Here is an 18,366-nt window from a genome sequence, read left to right on the forward strand (position 1 = left end):
CGTGATTTCAGGCATTGAGGGCGACGTAAGAAAATGTGAAGCGGGTGCCGACAGCAGGTCGCTTCGGACCGCTGGGCCGGAAAGATCAGCACGACCAGACTGGAGAAATGGTCGAGATCGAGAAGTGAGGGCAACGCGCACGTAATGCTCCCAAGCCCATGCAAACGGGCAAGCGTGACATTTATAAGCCTGCATTATGACGCTTACGTGACAGTATCAATTTCGACAAATAGTGCAGGACGCAAACCCGCTTTCTAGACGACGAATCCGTATGACCTGTAAGAAAGTTTAACGCGGTGACACATTTGCACACTTTCCTGAATGTCTTTGGCGAGTTAGGCTGCGCGTTCATTTCGCCAGCACCCAAATGATGCTCCAGCATTTTTTACAAGAATTTGGCTACTTCGCCCTTTTCCTCGGCACCTTTTTCGAAGGCGAGACCATTCTGGTTCTTGCCGGATTTCTTGCGTTTCGTGGGTACATGGACATCAATCTGGTCGTGGTGGTTGCCTTCTTCGGCAGCTACGCCGGTGACCAGCTCTGGTATTTCATGGGGCGTAAGCACGGTCGCAAGCTTCTGGCCCGGAAACCGCGCTGGCAGATGCTTGGCGACCGCGCGCTGGAGCATATCCGCAAACACCCGGACATCTGGGTGCTGAGCTTCCGCTTCGTGTATGGCCTGCGCACGGTCATGCCGGTGGCGATTGGCTTGTCGGGCTATCCACCAGGCCGCTATCTGTTACTCAACGGTATTGGGGCGGCAGTCTGGGCGGCAGCGCTGGGCGTAGCAGCCTACAAGTTTGGCGCCGTGCTGGAAGGCCTGTTGGGCAACGTCAAGAAATACGAGCTCTGGGTGCTCGGTGCTCTGCTGGTGATCGGCGGTCTGTTGTGGATACGCCGTCGCATCAAGAACGCGCGTATTGCCCGTGAAGCCAAGCTGGCCGCCATACCGGCCACGGTCGACGTCAAGAACCGGCCAGACGAGTGAAACGCCCCCGGGCGCAATACACTGCGATTGCGCTCAACGCGGTGTAAGTCAGCAAGACGGCCCATCCCGTTGAAGTGACCGGCCACAGACCCACCACGGGCGCCAACGCCATCAGTGGCAGGTTCGCCGCCAGCCTCAACCCCTCAAGCTTCAGCGCCGCGGGCCTGTTCTCCAGCGCCGCGCCAAACACGAACAATCCCAATGCCACCCATGCCCAACCGACGATCAGTGCCGGCCACGGCAGCACGTCGCCATTGGACAGCAGATAGCTGCCAAGCAAGGTGTACAACCCGAATTGACTGCCGACGTACAGCTGCTGCGCCAGGCTCAACGGCACGTCGAATTTGCGGAACTGACTCAAATCCGGCTTGCTCAGAGGGTATCGAGCTGCCACATCGGCGGGCCGCCATCCGGTGGGCATGAACCAGATCTTAAGCTTGTCCCGCCACGACGTCGTGCGCCGGGCATCCGCCGCCAGTTGGGCGTAGAACTGAACGTTCGCCCACAGCGGGTTCCAGCTTCTTAACGGCGTCGTCACACCGAAGATCGGCGGTTCTTCGTCCAGCTCCTCCTGAAATGTTCCGAAGAGCCGGTCCCAAACAATGAACACCCCGCCGTAGTTGCGATCCATGTAGATAAGGTTCTGTGCATGGTGTGCACGATGATTGGACGGCGTGACGAAGATCCATTCGAACCCTCCGAGCTTCGGAATGTGCCGGGTGTGAACCCAGAATTGATACAGCAGATTGAGCGAAGCCACCGCGACGAATACCACCAACGGCACCCCGATGACCGCCAGCGGAAGGTAGAAAATCCAGCTCAGAAGAAACCCGGTGCTGGTCTGACGCAGCGCGGTCGACAGGTTGTAGTCCTCGCTCTGGTGATGCACAGAATGCGCCGCCCAGAGGATGTTTCGCTCATGGCCCATGCGGTGCAGCCAGTAATAGCAGAGGTCGTAGAGAATGAAGGCGAACACCCAGACCCAGACGCTTTCGGCGGACAGCCGCCAGAGCGCCAGATGATCCAGCGCGAAGGCATAGGTCACCAGCCCCACGCCCTTGGTCAACAAACCTGTGGTGGTCGACAACACACCGGTGCTGAGGCTGTTGATCGCGTCCGCGACCCGGTAGTTGTTGACCTTGCGCCAGCGATCGGCGAGGAGTTCGACTGCGATCAGCACAAAGAAAAACGGCACTGCGTACAGAATGAAATTCATCAACGCCACCCAGCGACGAAACCTCGAAGATTAGGCGCCGCCACGGGAAAACCCTATGGCAACGAATGACAAATTAGTAGACATTTGACGACATCGTTGGCCCGGCAAGCGACTTGCCGGACGCCATGGAAAACGACAGCACCGGCGAACCAGGAGCTTACTGGGTCGCCCACGAAAGGGAGCACCTGCATGAGCAAGAAAGTGGCCGTCATTCTTTCAGGTTGCGGCGTCCAGGACGGCGCCGAAATCCATGAGAGCGTGCTTACCCTGCTGCGCCTGAACCAGCGTGGCGCCGAGGTGAAATGCTTTGCGCCCAACATTGCGCAACACCACGTCATCAATCACCTGACCGGCGAAGAAATGCCCGAAACACGCAACGTGCTGGTGGAATCGGCACGCATCGCCCGTGGCGCCATCGAAGACATCCGCGAAGCCGACATCACCGAATTCGACGCACTGATTATTCCTGGCGGCTTCGGCGCCGCGAAGAACCTCTCGAATTTCGCCGCAGAAGGCTCCAGTTGCAAGGTTCAGGCGGAGGTTCTCGCCATGGCTGAAGCGTTTGCCGAAGCGGGCAAACCCATTGGCCTGATCTGCGTGTCACCCGCGCTTGCCGCGAAGATCTACGGCCCCGGCGTCACCTGCACCATCGGCAACGACCCCGACACCGCCGCCAAGATCACCAAAATGGGTGGTAACCATGAAGAATGCGACGTCGCCGACATTGTTGAAGACAAGGACCGCAAACTGGTCAGCACACCGGGGTACATGGTCGCCAACTCCATAAGCGAAGCAGCGGCGGGCATCAATAAGCTCGTGGATCGGGTGCTGGAGTTGGTGATGGAAAAGGAGGAACAGCCCTCGACCTGACAGACGTTAGCCTCTCGCCAATCGCGTCAAAATGCGGTCCAGCGAATTGGCGAACGCCTGCTTTTCACGATCGCCATAGGTGCCCTGCCCGCCTCCCGCCTGCCCTTGTTCGCGAAGGTCGGTGAACAGGTTGCGCACCGCCAGCCGCTCGCCCATGTTCTGGGCATCGAACTCCCTGCCTCGCGGGTCCAGCGCGGCGACACCCTTTTTCACCAGACGGTCCGCCAGCGGCACGTCGCTGCAAATCACCAGTTCGCCCGGGACCGCGTGCTCGACCAGATAATCATCGGCCGCATCCGGCCCGCTGGGCACCACGATCAGCTTGACCAGCGCGTACGTAGGCCGGGGTACGGCTTGACCCGCCACCAGCACGACCTCGAACTGACGCTTGAGGGCGAACTTAACCACCTGATCCCTGGCCGCTTTCGGACAGGCATCGGCGTCGATCCAGACACGCATATTCGTCACTCCACAACTAGCTCGTGTAGGAGCGCGCTTGGTCTGGGCCCCATCGTACGATTGCAGTGTGTCAGACAACCCGGCGGGGTCTGATCCGACGCAATCGTCCGAATGCGGCCCAGACCATGCGCGCTCCTACAGGGTAAGTGGCCTTCACGCGGTTTCGGTCCGACGTTTCTCCGCCCATCGGCTTCTGCCATACAGCACCGCAATCGCGACCAGCGCCACAGCCTGCGCCGCCAATGAGTAGGCATCGGCATGGATGCCCAGCCAATCGAACTCGAAGAACGGCACCGGACGGGTTCCGAAAATCCCGGCCTCTTGCAGCGCCTTGACGCCATGACCGGCGAACACCACCGACAAGGCGCACAACAGCGCCGCATTGATGCCGAAGAACAGCGCCAGCGGCAATTTAGCCGAGCCACGCAGAATCACCCACGCCAGCCCGATCAGCAGCACCAGGGCTGTCGCACCGCCTGCCAGTACAGCGTTATGCCCGGCGGGACCTGCCTGCAACCACAAGGTCTCGTAGAACAGGATCACCTCGAACAGCTCGCGGTAGACCGAGAAAAACGCCAGCACCGCGAAGCCAAACCGTCCGCCACCGCCAACCAGGCTGCTTTTGATGTAATCCTGCCAAGCGGCGGCATGACGCCGGTCATGCATCCACACACCGAGCCACAGCACCATGACGCTGGCGAACAACGCAGTCGCACCCTCCAGCAACTCGCGCTGGGAACCACTGACATCAATCACGTACGCGGCCAACGCCCAGGTGCCCAGCCCTGCCAGCAACGCCAGGCCCCAACCCACATTGACGCTGCGCACCGCCGATTGCTGCCCGGTATTGCGCAGGAACGCCAGGATCGCCGCCAGCACCAGAATCGCTTCCAGGCCTTCTCGCAGCAGGATCAACAGGCCGGAAATAAAGCTCAACGAAGTGCTCAGGCCGTCATTGCCCAAAAGACTCGCCGACGCCTTGAGTTTGACCTTCGCCGCCTCAAGCTTTTGCGCAGCCTGAGCGACGGGCAAGCCGTCCTGCAACGATTGCCGATAGGCCATCAATGCCTTCTCGGTGTCCTTGCGCACGTTGGCGTCGACGTTATCCAACGAGCTTTCCACCAGCTCGAAGCCTTCCAGATACGCCGCGACGGACAAGTCATACGCCTGCTCACGGTCACCGGACTGATAAGCCGCCAGGCTCTTGTCCAGGGTCATGCTGGTGTAATCGAGCAACTGCGCTGGACCACGCTGAACCTGCGGCGGCTGAGCACGTTGAGCGCGAAACGTCGCGGCGGCTTGCGGGCCTTCAGCGGCATTGATTTCCGCGGGCGTTTGCCGCGCCAGATCGGCGAGATTGAATGTCTGCCCCTGAACGGCAGCGGCATCGGCACTGAAGCTGGCGATGTAGGTGGCCACGTCCCAACGCTGGCGATCATCGAGCTGATCGGCAAACGAAGGCATGTCCGTGCCTTCGATGCCCAGGCCGAGGGTGTTGTAGATGTCGTAGAGACTTAGCCGGTCCAGCCGCGTCGCATCACGCAGATTGGCCGGAGGCGGTGTCAGGCCGATCCCGGCAGGGCCGTCGCCCGCCCCCGCATCGCCATGACAGACCGAGCAATGCTGCGCGTACAGCGGCGCACCACGTGCTGCGTCCGGCGTGATCACCGGCGCCTGACTCACCTCATAGGCGACGGCCAGCCTGGCGCCCAGTTGCCGGGCCTGACGCGCAACCTGCGCACCGTCCTGCTTTTGGTCGACCGCGCTTTGCAATGCCTTGACGCCCTGCTCCAGCGCTGCGCGTTCGGCCCGTGCCGGCAGCGCGACGATCAGCCCTTCCAGCGCGCCGAGAAACTCGACCTGCTCCCTGTACTCGGCGTCATCGACGACCTTGCCGTCGGAGACGGTGGGCGGATAGTCCGCACTGACGTAGTCCAGCAGGTGCAATGCCTGAGCGGCACCGTCCACAGTGTCTGCCCAGGCGTGGGTGCCGAGCAGGCTGAGCAAGGTCAGAACCAGCCGGGCCATGAAGCGAGAGGGGGAAAGCATGAGTACATCTCAGATTCAAATGCGAAGGGTTGTCATTGTTCATGTACAACGCTGCGCACTCAAGTCTCGTCTCGCTGAAAGGCGGTTTTATCGTCGTTTATCTCACCCATGAGGCGCTGCTGTTGACGAGGCACCGCCGCCCCGCAAAAGTCGACAGCTCGCGTCAGACGCTTCTGAAACTGCCGTGAGATATCAAAAAGCCATTGTTTTGAGCGCCATGCTCTCTATAATCCCGCCGCTATCTGGCAAGCACCCCACCCTTGCTGATCGCATCACGCCGAGGCGCCGTGCCTCGCACACACGGAATCGCATCGTCAGGCACCTATCAAGCCAGCCTGGCCCATTCAAGGATTGATCTCGATGTCTTCTCGCGCATTGACTGCACTCGCGCTGATCGCGACTGTGCAACTGGCCGGTTGTGCGGCTTTCCGCAATTACGATACCGAACTGCAGCAGACCAACCAGCAGCTGAGCACCGGCAACGTGGACGCGGCGCTGTTGATCCTGGAAAAGAACAACACCGGCGACGACAAAGACCTGCTCTATTACTTCGAGAAAGGTGAACTGCTGCGCTCCGGGGGCGACATCACCGGCAGCCAGACCGCCTGGCGCCACGCCGACCAGACCGTCCTGGCCTGGGAAGACTCTGTAAAGCTCGACAGCGGCAAATACCTCGCCCAGTTTGGAAGCTTCCTCGTCAACGACAAGGTCCGTCGCTACGAAGGCTACGACTACGAGAAAGTCATGCTGACCACGCAGATGGCGCTGAACCTGCTGGCGCAGAACGACTTCGACGGCGCCCGCACCGAGATTAAGAAGACCCACGAGCGTGAAGCCGTCATTGCCGAGCTGCGCGACAAGCAGTACCTCAAGAGTGAGGACGAGGCCAGGAACCAAGGCGTGACGACTCAGTACAAGGACCTGCGGGGTTACCCCGTCGAGTCCCTGGATGCGCCCGAAGTGGTGGGCCTGAAGAACAGCTATCAGAGCGCGTTCAGCCACTACCTGTCCGGTTTCGTCTATGAAGCATTGGGCGAAAAAGACCTCGCGGCGCCAGGCTACCGTCAAGCTGCAGAACTGCGGCCGAACACCCCGTTTCTGGATCAGGCACTGCTGGACCTGGATGCTGCCGGCAGCAAGAACACCGGGACCGAAGGCAGTGAGGTCCTGATCGTCGTGCAGACCGGCTTCGCGCCGGCCCGTGATTCCGTTCGCATCCCGCTGCCGTTGCCGATCAACAACAATCTGGTGATCACGCCGCTGTCGTTCCCGGTCATCAAGGCCGACACATCCACACCCTTTTTCAATCAAATCGGCGTCGATGGGCAACCGGTCAATCTGACCGCTCTCAACAGCACCACCGCAATGTCCCGTCGCGCACTGCGTGATGACATGCCCGGCATCATCGTGCGCACCACAGTACGGGCGATCACCCGTGGCGTGACACAGAAGAAACTCAACGAAACGAACCCGCTGGCGGGCCTGGCCGTCGGCATTGCGTCGGCGGTCACCGAAGGCGCAGACACCCGCACCTGGCGCACGCTGCCGGACAACACACTCGTCGCCCGTATGCGTCTCAAGCCAGGCGAGCATCAGGTCGTTCTGCCGTCGTCGGTCGGCGGCACGCATGTGCAGCTCAAGATCGACCGCCCGTACCAAGTGATCACGCTGCGCGCCATCGGCAATCAGGTGTACACCAGCGGCCTTGCGGCTCACGTCATGCCTTCGGGCCTGCCCCAGGCCGTGGCCATCAACACACCCTGAACGGAGACAGTTCATGCGTCACATGATTTTTGGCCTGAGTGCACTGGTGTTGCTGGCCGGCTGTGCCACACCACCTCCTCCAGCACCCGGCAGTGCCGCCAGCAAGGTGGTGGCCATGGGTGATCTGAAAAACATTGATATCGGGCCAATGCGTGTCGCCCGCGAAAACGGCTTCATGACCGTCAACGTGTCGCTGCACAACACCAGCGGTTACAACAAGACCCTGTATTACCGCTTCGCCTGGCTTGGCAGCGACGGGTTTCCTGTCGCCGAGCCCGAAACCTGGAAAAGCCTGACGCTGTATGGCTCGCAGAGCAGCTTCCTGCCCGCCATCGCACCGGTGCCGAAGGCCTCTGACTTGCGCCTCGAAGTCAAAACCCCTTAATCACCCAAGATTTGCTCAGCCAACGAGACCCCAGACATGCTGTCCACTTTTCGTCTTTCGCTTATCGCTGCCGTCGCCCTGCTGGTCACCGGCTGCGCCAACACCTCGCCCACGCTGGGCAGCAAGAACATCCGTTACGGCGACACCAAGGCCGTCGAAACCGTGACCAACGAGTTCGGTTCTACCGACTTGCAGATGATCGCCGAAAGCATGACCCGCTCGCTCGCGCAGTCCGGCACGCTGCAAGGCCGCCCGGTGGTTCAGGTCTACGACGTGAAGAACAAGACCAGCGAGTACATCGACACACGCGAGATCACCACCTCGATCAAGACCCAGCTGATGAAGTCCGGCACGGCCCGTTTCGCCAGCGACAACACCGACATGCAGAGCCAGGTCGACCAGCTCAAGCTGCAAAATCAGAGCGGCCTGTACAAGCCCTCCACCGTCAGCAAGACCGGCAACATGGTCGCCGCCAAATACCGGCTAGAGGGCTCGATCAGCTCGATCGTCAAGCGCAGCAGCGACTATAAGGACGTCTTCTACAAGTTCAGCCTGCAGCTGATCGACGTGGAAAGCGGCATCGCCGAATGGATGGACGAAAAAGAAATCCGCAAGACTACGGAGCGCTGAGCAATGCGTGCATGGATCGGCATTCTTGGCCTGCTCACTGCTTTCGGCGTCCAGGCCGCCCCTAAAGTCGCGGTAACGGACATGGCGTTCGAACAGCGAGTGGAGCAGTACATCCACACGGTGTCGGCGCAGAGCAGCTTTCAGGCCAATGCCTACAGCGCCAGCGGATCGGCCAGTTACAACGAATACGAAGCGCGCACGAGTTACATCGAGCAGAGCGAGCTGCGTCAATTCAGAGGCGACATCAAGGGCGAGATTCTCAAGTCCGGGATGTTTCAACTGGTGCAAGGCACGCCTTACACGGCCGACGCCAAAGAAGACGTGTACGACGTCATCAAGCGAATCAAGAACGGCAACTTCAAGGGTGCCGATTACGTGCTGTTCGGCACCGTGTCAGATATCGACTTCCGCCAGGACGTCAACGAGATCGCCAACACCAACAGTCACTCCGCCGTATTGGGCCTGACGCTGGTAGGGGATTTCAGTTTGATCAATACGCGGACCTACGAAATCACCTCGGCCTTCACGGCCATGGGCGAAGGTCAGGACACCAGGCTGGTCAACGGCAACGATGTCCGCGTCTCGCCTAACCGTGGCCGCGTGGTGCGTGAAGTGTCGAAATCGATCGGGATGGACGTCGCGCGTCAGTTAAGGGAGCAGTTGCGCGGTGAGGTCGAGTATTCGCAGGAACAGCCCGCGCCACGCAACAGCCTGCCACGAGACGAAGCGCCGAAGATTTTGCGTTGAACCTCGAAGCATGAAGCATGAAGCATGAAGCATGAAGGACCACTGTGGGAGCGAATTCATTCGCGAAGCTATTGATCAGCCGACACACATGCGTCGGATCTAATGGCCTCTCGCGAATGAATTCGCTCCCACGGGCTTCTGCGCCACGCCTTGATCACGCGCGATGCAAGGTCGCCAGAAATGCCGCTGCACTGACGAACAGCCCCGCAAACGTGCGGTTCATGCGCCGTTGCTGCTTCGGCGTCTTGAGCAAACGCAGCACCTTGGACGCCAGTCCGGTATAACCCGCCATCACGATCAGATCGACGCTCACCATGGTGACGGCAATGGTCAGGTACTGCGGCACTAAAGGCAGATGGGTATCGATGAACTGCGGCAGGATCGCCAGCATGAACACCAGCGCCTTGGGGTTGCTGATGTTGACCAGAAAACCCCGCGCGACCAACGCCAGTGGTTTGCCGATCGGGCGAATGCTCGAGTCGTCGGACAGGTCGCTCGGCAAAGCCCGCCATTGCTTTACCCCCAGATACACCAGGTAGGCAACGCCGAACCATTTGATCAGCGTGAACGCCAGCGCCGAGGTAGCGAGCACGGCACCCAGGCCGGCAGCGATGATCGCGATCTGAACAATCAGCGCCAATTGCAGCCCAAGCGCGTTCCAGTAACCGCGCCAGAACCCGTACTGCAGACCACTGGACATCGAGGCGATGGCACCTGCGCCCGGAGAAAGACTGATGACCCAGCAAGCGGCGAAAAACGCCAGCCACGTTTCGAGCGACATCACACACCTCAAGCAAAAGCGAAAACTCGCTCTAACCTAGTGTTTCCGCCACTCAAAGACCAATGATTTCTAACTGTTGTGGCGAGTTGGCAGATAGCTGTGCGGGTCCATGGCGAACGCTGGCTGTCCCGCACAGCACTGCAGGCGCGCCTGTTACCAGGCAACGCCGACCTCAGATCAGGAAAGCGCTTCCAGCTCGGCCTGCATCGACTCCAGCAGTTCGAGCGCCTCCATCCAGGCCTCTTCAAGCTCCGATTCGCGAGTTTTCAGCTTGGCCTGATCGGCCAGCAGGTCACGAAGCTTGTCCTTGTTGGCCGCCTCATAAATCGCGCTGTCGCCCAAGGCTGCTTCGATTTTCGCCAGTTTCTCGTGCAAGGTGCCGAGTTCTTTCTCCAGCTTCTCGGCTTCGCGCTTGTGCGGCGCCAACTGCTGGCGCAACGCAGCGGCCTGCTGACGCTGGGCTTTCTTGTCGGTCTTGTCAGCATTCACCGGCGCGTTGCTGACCGGCGCGTTGCGAAGGCGGTAATCCACCAGCCAGCGCGCGTAGTCATCAAGGTCGCCATCGAACTCCTGCACGACGCCATCGGCGACCAACATGAAGTTGTCGGTGGTGCTCTTAAGCAGATGACGATCGTGGGAGACCACCAACACCGCACCGCTGAACTCTTGCAGCGCCATGGTCAACGCAAGACGCATTTCCAGGTCCAGATGGTTGGTCGGTTCGTCGAGCAGCAACAGGTTTGGCCTTTCCCATGCGATCAACGCCAGCGCCAGACGGGCTTTCTCGCCGCCCGAGAAATTCAGCACCGGTTCGTCCAGTCGCGCGCCGCGGAAGTCGAAGCCGCCGAGGAAGTCGCGCAGGGTTTGCTCGCGCTCTGTCGGGGCGATCCGCTGCAAATGCAGTAACGGACTGGCCTTGGCATCGAGCGAATCCAACTGATGCTGGGCAAAGTAACCGACGACGGTGTTTTCGCCACGCACCATGCGGCCGCTCAACGGCTCGAGTTCGCCCGCCAGGTTTTTGATCAGTGTGGACTTACCGGCACCGTTCGGGCCGAGCAAACCGATCCGCGCACCGGGCGTGAGTTGAAGCTTGACCTTCTGCAGGATCGTCTTGTCGCCGTAGCCCAGGCTGGCTTCGGACAGATCCAGCAACGGGCTGGAGATCTTGCTGGATTCGCGGAAGGTGAAATCGAACGGCGAGTCGACATGGGCCGCCGACAGTTCTTCCATTCGCTCAAGGGCCTTGATCCGGCTTTGGGCCTGCTTGGCCTTGGTGGCCTGGGCCTTGAAGCGCGTGATGAATTTCTCCATGTGCGCGCGCTGCGCCTGCTGCTTCTCGTACGCCTGCTGTTGCTGGGCGAGACGTTCGGCACGCGCACGCTCGAAGGCGCTGTACCCGCCGCGATAAAGCGTGATTTTTTTCTGCTCGACGTGGGCGACGTGATCGACCACCGCGTCGAGGAAATCCCGGTCGTGGGAGATCAGCAGCAACGTGCCCGGGTAGCTCTTCAGATGGTCTTCAAGCCAGAGAATGGCGTCAAGGTCCAAGTGGTTGGTCGGTTCGTCGAGCAGCAACAGGTCCGATGGGCACATCAGGGCCTGCGCCAGGTTAAGACGCATACGCCAGCCGCCGGAGAAGTCGCCGACTTGTCGGTCCATCTGCTCATTGGTGAAGCCCAGACCCGCCAATAGCTTGCGTGCACGAGCATCAGCCGTGTAGCCATCGGCGCCGTCGAGCTCCGAGTGCAGACGCGCCTGAGCGGCACCGTCGTGAGCGGCTTCGGCAGCGGCCAGATCACGCTGCACCTGGCGCAGACGCAGGTCGCCATCGAGGACGTAATCCACGGCCAGGCGATCGAGCGTGTCGACCTCCTGACGCATGTGCGCGATACGCCAGTCGGCCGGCAGCGAGCAATCGCCGTTGTCAGGGGACAGTTCACCCCGCAGCAACGCGAACAGGCTGGATTTGCCGGCGCCATTCGCGCCGATGAGGCCGGCTTTCTGGCCGGCGTGCAGGGTCAGCTCGGCGTCTTCTAGCAGACGTTGCGGACCACGCTGTAAGGTAAGGCTTTGAAGTCTGATCATAATGGCGGCGGAGTCTACCAGCTTCGCCCAAAACAGGTAGATGACGATGCCTTCGGACCTATGGAGTTTCACGCTGGATTTTTATGCACGTCCAGGCGTTGAGCAGGCGTGTCTCACGCTGCAAGCCCACGGCGGCAACGTGTGTGCGCTGTTGTGCGGGGCCTGGCTGGATCAGCTGGGCGTTCCTTTCAACCCGCAACGGGCGCAGGAAATCGGACAATTGGCGACCCCGTGGCACGACCAGGTGGTCGGCCCGCTAAGAGCGCTGCGCACGCAATGGAAAGCCGCAACGGCCACTGACGTCGAACTCGGGGCATTGCGTGAACGGCTGAAGGGGCTGGAACTGGATGCAGAACGTGAGCTGCTGGTGAGGTTGCAACGTTTGACTCAGGACTGGACCGAGCAAGCGGCCCTGACGCCTGGCGCCTGGCTGGAAGCACTCGCAGGCGATGCCGCCAACAAAGCCCCCGACGCGCTGCAGGTCGTGCGGCGCGCCGGGGAAGACCTTGCTTAGGAAGCGCTGTTCGACGTCGAGCCGGTCACTGGAGCGGCGGCTGGCGTAGCAGGCGCGGCTGGAGCGGTTGGCGTGGCGGTCGACGTCGAGGCTGCCGGAGCAGGCGTCGCTGGCTTGGCAGCGGTAGCCGCTGCTGGAGTGGCCGGCTTGGCGGCGGGTTTTGCGGCAGGCTTGGCGGCCGCTGGCTTAGCGGCTGGCTTGGCAGCGGCAGGTTTAGCAGCGGGCTTGGCAGTCGCAGGTTTCGCTGCAGCGGTTGCTTTGGCAACCGGTTTGGCGGCAGCAGGTTTAGCCGGTGCCTTGGCAGCAGCAGGTTTGGCCGCTGCGCTTGCCGCGGGTTTGGCCGCGGGTGCTTTAGCGGCTGGTTTTGCGGCAGGCTTGGCAACTGCGGGTTTTGCGGCGGCAGTTTTCGCAGGGGCCTTGGCAGCAACCGGTGCTTTCGCGGCCGGTTTGGCGGCAGGTTTGCTCGCGGCTTTGGCAGCAGGTTTAGCGGCAGTTTTAGCAGCGACAGGTGCCTTGGCAGCAGCAGGTTTGGCGGCTGCGGTCTTGGTAGCAGGCTTGGCGGCAGGCTTGGCAGCTACGGCTTTAACCGGCGCTTTGGCTGCGGGTTTGGCAGCAGGTTTTGCCGCTGCGGTTTTAGCAGGCGCTTTAGCAGCTGGCTTGGCAGCGGCTTTGACAGGTGCTTTCGCAGGGGCCTTGGCAGCAGCAGTTTTGGCAGCAGGTTTTGCCGTCGCCTTGGCTTTGGCAGCGCGATCGCTCAGCGCTTTGCCCACGGCTTCTTTCACACGACCCACGCCTTGCGCCAGCTTCAGACTTTCCTGAGCATCGCGCTTGAGGTTGAGAATGTAGGTGCGGGTTTCGGTCTGACGATCTTTCAGCGCATCGAGCAGTGCTTCGAGTTCGCCCACGCTGCCTTTGGCTTTGGCTTGTGCCTTGGCTTTACCGGCAGTGGCGGCGTCCTGGAGCTTGGTGCGGGACTTGTGCAGTTTTTCTTGGGCTTTACCGCGTTGTTTTTCAAGCTTGGCGAGCAGCTTTTCCGCATCGGCCAGCGCTTGAGAGCAGGCATCTTCAAGATGTTCGAGCAAGCTGCTCGAGAGTTGTTGGAGCAAATGCAACGGAGTGTTTACTGGCTTCTTGGTGGCCGACATGACTTACCTCCTGGCTGATTTGAATGCGGCTCATACTAGACCTCTGCCCGCACCGCCGCTAGGCCATCTTGACACTACAAATTACGGTCTGTTGCAACTTGGGTAAAATCCCCTCACATCATCATCACATTAAGCACTCGGCGCTGGCATAATCGCTCACTTCCCAGGCCGGAGAGCATTCATGTCGCGCTACTTGTTAATGTCGTTGTTCCTCTTGGTACCCCTTGCTCACGCGGCCGACGCTCCACCTTCCGACAACGCTCATGACCTGTCTTACAGCTTGGGGGCAAGCCTGGGCGAGCGCTTGCGCCAAGAGGCTCCGGACCTGCAACTGCCGGCGTTGATTGAAGGTTTGCAGCAGGCCTACCAAAACAAGCCGCTGGCAATAAAGCAGGAGCGCATGGAGCAGATCCTCAGTGATCATGACGCCGCCCTGGCCCAGGCCGAAAACTCCGGCCAGTCCGAACCCCAGACCGAAGCCGCGCTGAAGGAAGAGCGCCGCTTCATGGATGCTGAAAAAGCCAAACCCGGTGTGCGCCAGCTCGCCGACGGCATCCTGATGACCGAACTGACGCCAGGCACCGGACCCAAACCAGACATCAACGGTCGCGTTCAGGTGAAATACGTTGGACGTCTGCCTGACGGCACGATCTTCGATCAGAGCCAGCAGCCTCAGTGGTTTCGTCTGGACAGTGTGATCGCGGGCTGGACCACCGCGCTGGTCGACATGCCGGTCGGTGCGAAATGGAGGCTGGTCATTCCATCGGCCCAGGCCTATGGCGCTGAAGGCGCCGGCGATCTGATCGACCCGTACACGCCACTGGTGTTCGAAATCGAGCTGCTCTCCGTATCGCAATAACGAACGCCGTTTCACAGCCAATAAAAAAGGGTGCCCAAGGCACCCTTTTTTGCATCACCCTACAGGTCAGGCCTGAACCGCATCCTGTGCCTTGTGCGCGTTGTGCAGCACTTCGATCAGGCAGTCTTCGAGTTCGAAGCGCTCGTGCAGCAATCCGCCCAGTTCCTTGAACTTCTCGGCGACGCATTTGCCTTCATCACAGAGATCGTTGAACGCCAACAGCTTTTCGGTGATGACATCGATACGTGGGTAGATCGTGTCGGCGAGTTCAAGACCACGCTGGTCATTGAAGGCCTTCGCCTCGCCGGTGAGCTGTTCGTAGATTTCGAAATGACCTGCCGACACGTAGTCGACCAAGGTGCCGCAGAATTCCTGCAACTGCTTGCGCGTTTCAGACAAAGCGTCCGGCTCCGCACCCAGATCATCGTAAGCCTTGATCAGCTCGTTGCGCTCCAGCAGCCAACGATCGATCAGCTTGTGAACCCCACCCCAGCGTTCCTGAGCGTTCTGACAACTTTCCAGCATGATGTTCTCTCTTCCCTTCAGGGGCATGCTGCCTTGAATCGCTTCACGATCCGGCCCGATGCTTATGAAAGCCGGCTCTGAAAAACGTCGACAGCAGCATTATTCCGATGATGCGTGCGGCCCAGATTATGCCCGCGCGACCAGGCCTTCAAGGTACGCAGGAGATAAAGTTCATACAAGTGTTTAATCCGCCGCGCCGCTTTCCATTGATCGGGATCGACGGAATTCGATGAGCAGGTAGTACAACGCGAACAGGCTCAGACCAAAAAACGCCAGCAGACTCCACTCCGGGATGCTGATACCGAAAAGTGACCAGGTGATTTCGGAGCAGTCAGCATGGCCAGCCAGAATCTCACCAATGACGGTCAGGAAGGGCATGGTGTCGAGCATGGTTTGCAGATTGCCCAGACACGAGGCGATGTCTTCAGGGGGCGAGGCCTGTAACCACACCTGTCGAGCCGCTGTTGCCACGCCAGCCAGCGACACCAGCACCAGCGCGGCGGAATAAAGACGCCAGCCTCTGCGCTGTGGAGAGTGCGTTGCAGCCATCAGGGAGATGGCCGCAAAAAGTCCGAAAAGAACGCGTTGCACCAGGCATAACGGGCACGGCGCAAAGACAACCACGCGCTCTAGATAGATGGCAGCTCCCACAATCGATACGCAGGCGAAAAACGCCAGAAAGAACAAGGAGCGCGTGCGGGCCAGATGCATGGAAAATCCGTAACAAAAGACGAAGGCGGTACGGTAGAGGAAAGCGAGACTCGCTTTCAAGGTAACCGGGGGAGGATATTTCTTAGTTTGTGTAGGGATTTACCGACCACAGCCATAGGAAAATATACCGATAATCGCAGGACGGAGATAAAAGCCCTGAGAGTGCGGGAAGGATCCCACAGGTATTGGAGAACACGTTAACAAAAAGGCCCTTTCAAGGGCCTTTTGTGTCTCGCGAATGTTGCACGTCATGCACGCGCTAACGCCGGAAGCGGGCGAGCCAATAAACGCTCGTCGAGCAAGCCCAATCCTTCCTGAAAAAGCTGGTTGCTGCGCTCGGTTTCACCCAATTGCCCCAGCAAACGAGCCAGCTCGGCGCACGCTTCCGGGTTGCGCTGCAAACGCAGACTCGCTTCCAGATAATCACGGGCCTTGCCCCACAAACTGCTCTGCAGGCAAAGGCGACCGAGCGTCAACAGCAGGCCGGGATCGTCAGGATGATTTTTCAACCAGCCTTCTGCGGTCTGCAGCTGTTTACCGGAATCGCTGCCGCGCACCAGACCGTACAGCCGTGCCAGATGCGCGTTGTAATCACGCTTCATGGCCGTACGCAGAACCTCCTCCGCTTGAACATCGGCGCCATGCCGACGCAGCTGCTCGGCATACGCCAGGATCAACGCCGGTTCCTGACGCTGCGCCGATGTCAGTTGCTGCCAGGCCTTTTCAAGCGCAGGCAAACCGGCCGGGGCACCCTCGCCTTCCAAGCCGCGATAGGCCGCAAGTGACAGGTTTTCTCCCCACGCACGCTTTTCGAGTTCCGCCAGCTCCTGGGCGGGCAGAACCTTGTCCTTGCGCAACTCGGGCATCAGGCGAATCAGTTCGGACCATTCGCCACGCTGACGATAGAGGCGCTGCAACTGACGCAGCACCTGCGGGTTGTGCGGATGACGCTCCTGCATGGCCTGCAAGGTCGTCAACGCACCCTCGCTGTCGCCACGGTCGAGTTGCAACTGCGCGTGGTTCAACGCGATGGCCAACTCTGCATTCGGCTGTCGCTCGAGCGCACGCTCCAGCAAGTTATCGCTTTCTTCGTAACGACCTTGCTCATTGGCGGCACGCGCGGCGCCGAGGTAATACAGCAGCGGCTGAGGCTCCGCTTCGGCGGCGCGGTGCAGATGACGTTGAGCGCTCGCCCAGCGGCCTTCGGCAAGGTCCATCTGGCCCTGTTCGATGGCCACTTGAACGCGACGACTGCGGTTGCGACGCGACCACGGATTCACCACACCGCTAGAAGTAGTCAGCAGCCTCACCAGTGCGCGAACGAGCCAAACCACCAAGACGACCGCGACCAAGAGCCCCAGCGCAGCCCAGATACTGGACTCGTACCGGAAGCTGTCATAGGCGATCAGCACGTAACCGGCATGCCGGGAGATGGCGAGGCCCACCAGCGCCGCGATGACGATCACGAAAAAGACAATGATATAGGCGCGTTTCATGGCTGACTCCCCGACGGCGCCCCGTCAGCCTGCTTGTCCAACGCGCCGCCCACCGGCTTGTGTCGTTGCTCAAGGTAAGCCTGCACCGCGCTCAGACTCGGAGTCAGGTCCGGCGTCACCACCGACACGGGCATCTTCGCCAGTTCATCCAGACGCTCGCCCAGCATCTTGCTCTGCGGATTGTCCTGATTGAAGTTGGCATCCAGCACGCTTCGCGCCTCGGTCATTGCCTTGGCATAGACCTCGGACTCGCCGTTGAGCGCAGCCCACTGCGCCTGTTCAAGCGCCAGGCTCAATGCCAGACGGACCTGAGTCAGGCTCTGTCCGGCCAACAATGGACGAATGTTCTTGTCGGCATGGAAATCGATACGGATGTATTGGGATATCTTTTGCCACCAGGTCGCCCAGTAGCTGTCCTCGGTGCCGTCAGTCAGCCCAAACAGGGATTCACCCTTGTCCTTGTATTCCGGCGCCAGCGCATTCAACTGGGTGGCCTGATCGCGCAGGGCGGCCAGTTGCAGGAACAGCCCCGTGCGGTCGGGCTGATCAACACTGTGCAGCGCCGCCAGACTCTTGGCCAGTTGCTCGCGTGCGCCAAATGCGCCCGGATCGTCCTGCTCACGGAGGATCTCGTCGGCGCCCTGAACCAGCGCCTGAGCGCTGTTAATGTCTTGCAGCGCAGACAATCGCAGACTCGCCAGACGCAACAGATGCTCGGCTTCGGCAAGACGCCAGTCTTTACGGCTGGCACCCAGAACGGTTTCCACGCGCTGACTCAAACGCTGCTGATCGCCTTGCAGTTGAGTGACCAGCCGACGGCGATCTTCCAGTTCCTGAGCGGGGGGCAGTTGCGCCAGCCGAGCCGCCAGTTGCTGCTCACTCTGCTGCAGGCTCCGAGTCTGCGAAGCGACGTCCTCAAGCTGACCGGATTGCTGCTGATGGCCTGACTGGATCGCCCTCAACTGCCACACGCTCCAGCCGCCGACCGCTACGCCAGCGGCGCCCAGCAGCAGTGCCAGGATGGCCAGACCATTACCGCCACGACGGCTCGGAGGTTCTTTTTGCGCTGGATCCGGCAAGGGCTCAGGTTTCACCAGTACCGGTTCAACGTCATCTTTTGGCAAGACTGTTTCGCTCAC

Annotated in this window: 18 protein-coding genes; 8 read left to right on the forward strand and 10 right to left on the reverse strand. The window is 60.4% G+C overall.

What is annotated here, in order from left to right; translation table 11 throughout:
- Positions 1-367: 367 nt before the first annotated feature.
- Positions 368-988: a DedA family protein gene (locus tag BLS87_RS19215; protein ID WP_244165867.1), complete on the forward strand. Its 621-nt coding sequence runs from the start codon at positions 368-370 to the stop codon at positions 986-988.
- Here BLS87_RS19215 and BLS87_RS19220 read toward each other — a convergent pair.
- Complete coding sequence (locus BLS87_RS19220) at positions 966-2,204, reverse strand: sterol desaturase family protein (protein WP_074754564.1); 1,239 nt, start codon at positions 2,202-2,204, stop codon at positions 966-968. The genes BLS87_RS19215 and BLS87_RS19220 overlap by 23 nt on opposite strands.
- 189 nt (positions 2,205-2,393) lie before the next feature.
- Here BLS87_RS19220 and elbB point away from each other — a divergent pair, with 189 nt between their 5' ends.
- Entirely contained in the window at positions 2,394-3,074 is a 681-nt protein-coding gene (gene elbB, locus BLS87_RS19225; RefSeq protein WP_074754566.1) for an isoprenoid biosynthesis glyoxalase ElbB, read from the forward strand.
- 6 nt (positions 3,075-3,080) lie between these two features.
- Here elbB and BLS87_RS19230 read toward each other — a convergent pair whose 3' ends face one another.
- Entirely contained in the window at positions 3,081-3,533 is a 453-nt protein-coding gene (locus BLS87_RS19230; RefSeq protein WP_074754568.1) for a YaiI/YqxD family protein, read from the reverse strand.
- Between the two features lie 153 nt (positions 3,534-3,686).
- Positions 3,687-5,582: a cytochrome c/FTR1 family iron permease gene (locus tag BLS87_RS19235; RefSeq protein WP_074754570.1), complete on the reverse strand. Its 1,896-nt coding sequence runs from the start codon at positions 5,580-5,582 to the stop codon at positions 3,687-3,689.
- Between the two features lie 360 nt (positions 5,583-5,942).
- Here BLS87_RS19235 and BLS87_RS19240 point away from each other — a divergent pair, with 360 nt between their 5' ends.
- The 4 genes from BLS87_RS19240 to BLS87_RS19255 are packed head-to-tail and all read left to right on the forward strand — an operon-like array spanning position 5,943 to position 9,108.
- Entirely contained in the window at positions 5,943-7,346 is a 1,404-nt protein-coding gene (locus BLS87_RS19240; protein ID WP_074754572.1) for a COG3014 family protein, read from the forward strand.
- Between the two features lie 13 nt (positions 7,347-7,359).
- On the forward strand, positions 7,360-7,731 hold the full coding sequence (locus BLS87_RS19245; RefSeq protein WP_074754574.1) for a YcfL family putative periplasmic lipoprotein: 372 nt from the start codon (positions 7,360-7,362) through the stop codon (positions 7,729-7,731).
- A 36-nt stretch (positions 7,732-7,767) separates the two neighbouring features.
- On the forward strand, positions 7,768-8,361 hold the full coding sequence (lpoB, locus tag BLS87_RS19250; RefSeq protein WP_074754576.1) for a penicillin-binding protein activator LpoB: 594 nt from the start codon (positions 7,768-7,770) through the stop codon (positions 8,359-8,361).
- Between the two features lie 3 nt (positions 8,362-8,364).
- Entirely contained in the window at positions 8,365-9,108 is a 744-nt protein-coding gene (locus BLS87_RS19255) for a penicillin-binding protein activator LpoB (protein ID WP_074754578.1), read from the forward strand.
- Between the two features lie 154 nt (positions 9,109-9,262).
- Here the strand turns inward: BLS87_RS19255 and BLS87_RS19260 are convergent, their stop codons facing one another.
- Positions 9,263-9,889 (reverse strand): LysE family transporter, encoded by a 627-nt coding sequence (locus tag BLS87_RS19260; RefSeq protein WP_074754580.1) that lies wholly within the window; start codon positions 9,887-9,889, stop codon positions 9,263-9,265.
- Positions 9,890-10,066: 177 nt separating this feature from the next.
- Positions 10,067-11,977: an ATP-binding cassette domain-containing protein gene (locus BLS87_RS19265; protein WP_074754582.1), complete on the reverse strand. Its 1,911-nt coding sequence runs from the start codon at positions 11,975-11,977 to the stop codon at positions 10,067-10,069.
- Positions 11,978-12,023: 46 nt separating this feature from the next.
- Between BLS87_RS19265 and BLS87_RS19270 the strand changes: the two genes are divergently transcribed.
- Positions 12,024-12,491, forward strand: coding sequence for a TIGR02444 family protein (locus tag BLS87_RS19270; protein ID WP_074754584.1), 468 nt, complete (start codon positions 12,024-12,026; stop codon positions 12,489-12,491).
- Here the strand turns inward: BLS87_RS19270 and BLS87_RS19275 are convergent.
- Positions 12,488-13,636, reverse strand: coding sequence for an AlgP family protein (locus BLS87_RS19275; protein ID WP_074754586.1), 1,149 nt, complete (start codon positions 13,634-13,636; stop codon positions 12,488-12,490). The genes BLS87_RS19270 and BLS87_RS19275 overlap by 4 nt on opposite strands.
- Before the next feature lie 181 nt (positions 13,637-13,817).
- Here BLS87_RS19275 and BLS87_RS19280 point away from each other — a divergent pair, with 181 nt between their 5' ends.
- Complete coding sequence (locus tag BLS87_RS19280; RefSeq protein ID WP_074754588.1) at positions 13,818-14,495, forward strand: FKBP-type peptidyl-prolyl cis-trans isomerase; 678 nt, start codon at positions 13,818-13,820, stop codon at positions 14,493-14,495.
- 66 nt (positions 14,496-14,561) lie between these two features.
- Here BLS87_RS19280 and BLS87_RS19285 read toward each other — a convergent pair whose 3' ends face one another.
- The 4 genes from BLS87_RS19285 to BLS87_RS34675 all read right to left on the reverse strand — a co-directional run bounded on the left by BLS87_RS19285 (position 14,562) and on the right by BLS87_RS34675 (position 18,366).
- Positions 14,562-15,020, reverse strand: coding sequence for an Rsd/AlgQ family anti-sigma factor (locus BLS87_RS19285; RefSeq protein WP_074754590.1), 459 nt, complete (start codon positions 15,018-15,020; stop codon positions 14,562-14,564).
- A 183-nt stretch (positions 15,021-15,203) separates the two neighbouring features.
- Complete coding sequence (locus BLS87_RS19290; RefSeq protein ID WP_074754591.1) at positions 15,204-15,731, reverse strand: disulfide bond formation protein B; 528 nt, start codon at positions 15,729-15,731, stop codon at positions 15,204-15,206.
- Positions 15,732-15,979: 248 nt separating this feature from the next.
- Positions 15,980-17,227 carry a heme biosynthesis HemY N-terminal domain-containing protein gene (locus BLS87_RS19295; RefSeq protein WP_074754593.1) on the reverse strand — a complete coding sequence of 416 codons (1,248 nt, stop codon included), beginning with the start codon at positions 17,225-17,227 and terminating at the stop codon, positions 15,980-15,982.
- Entirely contained in the window at positions 17,224-18,366 is a 1,143-nt protein-coding gene (locus BLS87_RS34675) for a uroporphyrinogen-III C-methyltransferase (protein ID WP_074754595.1), read from the reverse strand. Before BLS87_RS34675 ends, BLS87_RS19295 begins: the two co-directional genes overlap by 4 nt.

Source organism: Pseudomonas abietaniphila, from assembly GCF_900100795.1.
GTDB classification, from domain to species: Bacteria; Pseudomonadota; Gammaproteobacteria; order Pseudomonadales; family Pseudomonadaceae; genus Aquipseudomonas; species Aquipseudomonas abietaniphila.